The organism is Cellulomonas sp. A375-1, from assembly GCF_001040865.1.
GTDB lineage: Bacteria > Actinomycetota > Actinomycetes > Actinomycetales > Cellulomonadaceae > Cellulomonas > Cellulomonas gelida.
This window is the reverse complement of record NZ_LFKW01000153.1, coordinates 77,713-83,963: the sequence shown is the minus strand read 5'-3', so window position 1 is coordinate 83,963 and position 6,251 is coordinate 77,713. Positions and strand designations below refer to the sequence as shown.

Here is a 6,251-nt window from a genome sequence, read left to right as displayed (position 1 = left end):
GCGCAGCGTCAGGCGCCCCTTGCGGTTCAGCGTCCACCCGCCGTGCCACTGCTCCTGGTCCTCGTACCGCCGCGGGTACCCCTGCCCGGGGCGCGTCTCGACGTTGTTGAACCACACGTACTCGACGCCCGCGCGGTTCGTCCACGCCTGCTTGCACGTCACCGAGCAGGTGTGGCACCCGATGCACTTGTCGAGGTTCATCACCATGGCGACCTGGGCCATCACACGCATGTCGTCCCCCGCCTCAGTACTCGACGTCCTGCGACCGACGGCGGATCGTCGCGACGATGTCGCGCTGGTTGCCCGTCGGGCCGAGGTAGTTGAACGCGTACGACAGCTGCGCGTACCCGCCGATCAGGTGCGTCGGCTTGACCAGCAGACGCGTCACCGAGTTGTGGATGCCGCCTCGTCGGCGGGTCTTCTCCGTCTTCGGGACGTCGATCGTGCGCTCCTGCGCGTGGTGCACGAACACGACGCCCTCGGGCATGCGGTGCGAGACCACGGCCCGCGCGACGAAGATCCCGTTCGCGTTGGAGCACTCGATCCACTCGTTGTCCTTGGCCCCGATCGCCGCGGCGTCCGCGGGCGACATCCAGCACGTCGGGCCGCCGCGCGACAGCGACAGCATCAGGAGGTTGTCCTGGTACTCCGAGTGGATCGACCACTTGTTGTGCGGCGTCAGGTAGCGGACCGTGACCTGCTTGGCGCCGTCCGGGCCCAGCTCGGGCTCACCCAGCAGACGGTGCAGGTCCAGCGGCGGGCGGTAGATCGGCAGCGCCTCCCCCAGGTCCTTCATCCAGCCGTGGTCGAGGAACAGGTGCATGCGCCCGGTCAGCGTGTGCCACGGCTTGAGCCGCTCGACGTTGACCGTGAACGGCGCGTACCGCCGCCCGCCCGTCTCCGAGCCGGACCACTCGGGGGACGTGATCACCGGCACCGGCCGCGCCTGCGTGTCCGGGAAGGTGATCCGCTTCTCCTCCGAGCCCTCCGCGAGGTCGTGCAGCTCCTTGCCGACGCGGCGCTCGAGCGTGCGGAAGCCCTGCGTCGCGAGCTCGCCGTTCGTCGTGCCGGACAGGGCCAGGATCGCCTCGGCCATCTTCACGTCGGTGTCCAGCGCGGGACGGCCGTCACCGGCGCCGCCCAGCATCACGCCGTTGAGCTTGCCGAGCCGCTCGACCTCGTGCTCCAGCCGGTACGTCACGTTCTTCACCGTGAAGCCCAGCGTCGACGCGAGCGGGCCCAGCGAGCCGAGCTTGTCGGCGATCGCGGTGTAGTCGCGCTCCACGACCTGCAGCAGCGGCATCGTCACGCCCGGCACGGCCGGTGCGTCGCCGTGCCGCCAGTCGCCGCCCGCCCCGCCGTCGCGCGGCATCTCGCCCGGGGTGTCGTGCTGCATCGGCACGCTCACCAGGTCGTTGCGGACCCCCAGGTGCGTGCGCGCCAGCTCCGAGAACCGCTGCGCGACCAGGTGGAACGCGTCGAAGTCGCTGCGCGCCTCCCACGGCGGGTCGATCGCGGGGGAGAACGCGTGCACGAACGGGTGCATGTCCGTCGACGACAGGTCGTGCTTCTCGTACCAGGTGGCGGCCGGCAGCACGACGTCGGACAGCATCGTCGTCGACGTCATCCGGAAGTCCGCGCTGACCAGCAGGTCGAGCTTGCCCTCGGGGATGTCGTCACGCCACGTCACGTCGCTGGGCCGGGCCGTCGGCTCGGGCGCCTGCACGTTCGAGTGCGTCCCGAGCAGGTACTTCAGGAAGTACTCGTCGCCCTTCGCGCTCGAGCCCAGCAGGTTCGAGCGCCACAGCACGAGCGTCCGCGGCCAGTTCTCGGGCGCGTCGACGTCCTCCACCGCGAACCGCAGGCTGCCGTCCTTGAGCCGGCCCGCGACGTGCGACGCCGGGTCCGGCGCGGAGCCGTCCTGCGCCGCGGCCTTCGCCTCGTCGGCGAGGTCCAGGGGGTTCGCGTCGAACTGCGGGTAGAACGGCATCCAGCCGCGGCGCGCGGACGTCGCGATCGTGTCGGCGGTGTGCAGGTCCTTGAGGTGCCCGTCGGCCAGGGGCCACGCGAGCTCGTCGGCCTGGTAGCCGTCGAACCGCCACTGGTCCGTGTGCATGTACCAGTACGACGTGCCCGTCATCGTGCGCGGCGGCCGCGACCAGTCGAGCGCGTTCGCGAGCGAGATCCAGCCCGTCAGCGGACGGCACTTCTCCTGCCCGACGTAGTGCGCCCAGCCGCCGCCGTTGCGCCCGAAGCACCCGGTGAACGCGAGCAGCGCGAGGATCGCGCGGTACGTCGCGTCGCCGTGGAACCACTGGCAGATGCCCGCGCCCATGATGATCATCGAGCGACCCTCGGACTTCTCCGCGTTGGTCGCGAACTCGCGCGCGATGCGCGTGCACGCGTCCGCCGGGACCGACGTGTGCTGCTCCTGCCACGCGGGCGTGCAGCCCTGCGTCGCGTCGTCGTAGCCCGTCGGCCACTGGCCCGGCAGGCCGTCGCGGCCGACGCCGTAGTGCGCGAGCGTCAGGTCGAAGACCGTCGTCACCAGGTGCCCGTTGACGCGCGTGACCGGCACGCCGCGGCGCTGCACCGCGCCCGTGCCGCCGGGGTCGTCGAACCGCGGCAGCAGCACCTCGACGGCCTCGGTCGTCGGGTCCGTCGAGCCTGCGTCCGACGACGCCGCGGCCGACGACGAGCGCGCGTCGCGGATGCTCAGCGCAGGGACGACGCCCTCGAGGTCCAGGTTCCACCGGCCCTCGCCCGAGTCGGTGTAGCGGAAGCCCAACGACCCGTTCGGCACGACCGGCCGGCCGGTCGCGGAGTCCAGGAGCACGGTCTTCCACGCGGCGGCCTCACCGTCGGGAGCGGTCACCGGGTCGGCCGCCGCACCCTCGTCGGACAGGTCCTGGTCCGAGAGGTCCTCCGCCCGCAGGAACCGGCCCGGGACGTACGCGCCGTCGCGCTCCTCGAGCGTCACCAGGAACGGCAGGTCGGTGTACTGGCGCACGTAGTCGCGGAAGAACGGGACCTCACGCTCGACCAGGTACTCCTTGAGCACCACGTGGCCCATGCCCATCGCGAGCGCACCGTCGGTCCCGGCCGCCGCGGGCAGCCACTCGTCGGCGAACTTCGTGTTGTCCGCGTAGTCCGGCGAGACCGTGACGACCTTGGTGCCGCGGTAGCGGACCTCCGCCATCCAGTGCGCGTCGGGCGTGCGGGTCACGGGGACGTTCGAGCCCCACATCATCAGGTAGGTCGCGTCCCACCAGTCGCCCGACTCCGGGACGTCCGTCTGGTCCCCGAACATCTGCGGGGACGCGACCGGCAGGTCGGCGTACCAGTCGTAGAAGCTGGTCATGACGCCGCCGATGAGCTGGATGAACCGCGTGCCCACCGCGTGCGACACCATCGACATCGCCGGGATGGGCGAGAAGCCCGCGCACCGGTCCGGGCCGTACGTCTTGATCGTGTGCACGTGCGCGGCCGCGACCATCTCGACGGCCTCGTCCCACGTGACGCGGACCAGGCCGCCCTTGCCGCGCGCCTGCTGGTAGCGCCGTCGGCGGACCGGGTCGCCGGTGATGTCGGCCCATGCGAGCACGGGGTCCTTCAGGCGCGCCTTCGCCTCGCGGTACATCTCGACGAGCACGCCGCGCGCGTACGGGTAGCGCACCCTCGTCGGCGAGTACGTGTACCAGGAGAACGCGGCGCCGCGCGGGCAGCCTCGGGGTTCGTACTCGGGACGGTCGGGGCCCGCCGACGGGTAGTCCGTCTGCTGCGCCTCCCACGTGATGATCCCGTCCTTGACGTAGACCTTCCACGAGCACGAGCCGGTGCAGTTCACGCCGTGCGTGGACCTGACCACCTTGTCGTGCCGCCAGCGGTCGCGGTAGAACACGTCGCCGCGTCGTCCGCCCTCGCGGAAGACGGCGCGACCGTCGTCGGTCTCGTCCCAGCGCGTGAAGAACCTTCCGGCGCGTAAGAGCACGTCAGACGCAGGTCCGTCCAAGCCGGGCTGCTGGGTGTCCGCCATGGCACGACAGTAGCGATGGGTGTGACGCGCGCCACCCGGAACGGGCCGTGGAAAATCGCGGGCTCCGCCGGCGCGAATGCGCGGGCCACGCGTGGGTGCGCGCGGGTAGGTTGCGGCGCATGACGCTCGAGCCCCTCACGCTGCCCGCAGACGACGCCGGGTGGACGGACTTCCTGACCACGACGATCGACGCCGCGCTCGACGAGGCGCGCACGCACCTCGCGACGCTCAAGGACGGCACCACGCGCAGCGCCACCGAGGTCCTCGAGCTGTGGAACGCGTCCGACGTCGCACTCGGCCAGGCGTCCGCCGCGGCGCACCTGCTCGCCGAGGTCCACCCGTCGGCGACGCTCCGCGAGGGCGCCGAGGAGCGCGCCCAGGCCGCCGAGGACCTCGCGACCGAGCGCGGGCTCGACCGCGAGCTCTGGGAGGCGTTCAGCGCGACCGACCCCGCGGGCCTCGACGCGGACGCCCAGCGCCTGCACGAGCACGTGCTGCGCGACTTCCGCCGCGCGGGGGTCGACCGGACCGCCGCCGAGCGCGACCGCCTGCGCGCGCTGGCCCAGCGCTGCACCGAGCTCGGGCTCGAGTTCTCGCGCAACATCCGTGAGGGCGCGCGGTCGATCCGCGTGCGCCCCGAGCAGCTCGCCGGCCTCCCCGAGGACTTCCTCGCGTCGCACCCCGCCGACGACGAGGGCCTCGTCACCCTGACCACCGAGTACCCCGACCTCATCCCCGTGCGCACCTACGCGCACGACGCGACCGTGCGCCGCGCCCTGACGAGCGAGTACCTGCGCATCGCGTACCCGCAGAACAGCGCGGTGCTGGCCGAGCTGCTGGCGCTGCGCGAGGAGCGCGCGCACCTGCTCGGCTACCCGGACTGGCCGTCCTACGACGCCGAGGTCAAGATGATCGGCTCGGGCGCGGCGATCGGCGAGCTCATCGAGCGGCTCGACGCGCTCACCGCCGAGCCCGCCGCGCGCGACGTCGCCGTGCTCCTCGAGCGCTTCCGGCGCGACGACCCCTCGGCCACCGCGGTCACCCCCGCCGACAGCCTGTACTACGACCAGGTGGTCCGCCTCGAGCAGTACGACGTCGACGCGCAGGAGGTCCGCCGCTACTTCCGCTACGACAAGGTCCGCGACGGCGTGATGTCGACGATCGGGCGCCTGCTCGGCCTCACGTTCACGTCGGTGACCGCGCCGGTCTGGGACCCGTCCGTCGAGGTCTACGACGTCGCGTCCGACGGCGAGCGGATCGGCCGGTTCTACCTGGACATGCACCCGCGCGCGGGCAAGTTCAACCACGCCGCGCAGTTCTCGCTCGTGCCGGGCATCGCCGGCGTCCGGCTGCCCGAGGGCGTGCTCGTGTGCAACTTCCCCACCGGGAGCATGGAGCACGACGACGTGTGCACCTTCTTCCACGAGTTCGGCCACCTGGTCCACGAGATCGTCGGGGGGCACCAGCGGTACGCCGAGTTCTCGGGCGTCGCGACCGAGTGGGACTTCGTCGAGGCCCCGTCGCAGCTCCTCGAGGAGTGGGCGTGGGACGCGGGCGTGCTCGGCTCGTTCGCCACCGACGACGCGGGCGAGGCGATCCCCGCGTCGCTCGTCGCCAAGATGCGCCGGGCCGACGAGTTCGGCCGCGGCTCGTGGACCCGGCGCCAGCTCAACTTCACCGCGCTGTCCTACGGCCTGCACGCCACACCGCCCGAGGACCTCGACGCGTTCACCGCGCAGGTCGACGAGCACTTCGGCCCGTTCGCCCCGCTGCCCGACACCCACCAGGTGACCGGCTTCGGGCACCTCGAGGGCTACGGCCCGGCGTACTACACCTACCTCTGGAGCCTGGTCATCGCGAAGGACCTGCTGACGGCCTTCGGCGACGACCTGATGAACGAGCAGGTCGGGCGCCGTTACCGCGACCAGATCCTCGCCCCCGGCGGCAGCCGCGACGCGGCGGACCTGGTCGAGTCGTTCCTGGGCCGCCCCCGCACGTACGAGGCCTTCGACACCTGGCTCACGACAGCCCCCACCACCCCCTGACCCCTCCACCACCCCGGTTCGTCGGCTCACCAGTCGCTTCGTCGACCCGCCACCTCGCTTCGTCGACTCCGCACCGGTTCGTCGCTCCCCACCGACGAACCGACACCCGACCAACGAACCGGCACAGGCAAGCCGGGTGGATCGCATGGCCCTGAGCTCCAGGGCTGGGG

2 protein-coding genes and 1 pseudogene are annotated in these 6,251 nt (G+C 71.9%); 1 reads left to right on the top strand and 2 read right to left on the bottom strand.

The annotated features are described in order from the left end of the window. Both narY and CWIS_RS16725 read right to left on the bottom strand, forming a co-directional pair. Nucleotides 1–231 (bottom strand): annotated as a pseudogene (narY, locus tag CWIS_RS19655) (nitrate reductase subunit beta); the annotation flags it as partial. A gap of 13 nt (nucleotides 232–244) precedes the next feature. Then, complete coding sequence (locus CWIS_RS16725) at nucleotides 245–4,036, bottom strand: nitrate reductase subunit alpha (protein ID WP_048344464.1); 3,792 nt, start codon at nucleotides 4,034–4,036, stop codon at nucleotides 245–247. 119 nt (nucleotides 4,037–4,155) lie between these two features. Here CWIS_RS16725 and CWIS_RS16720 point away from each other — a divergent pair, with 119 nt between their 5' ends. Next, nucleotides 4,156–6,081: a M3 family metallopeptidase gene (locus tag CWIS_RS16720; RefSeq protein WP_048344463.1), complete on the top strand. Its 1,926-nt coding sequence runs from the start codon at nucleotides 4,156–4,158 to the stop codon at nucleotides 6,079–6,081. Nucleotides 6,082–6,251 lie beyond the last annotated feature (170 nt).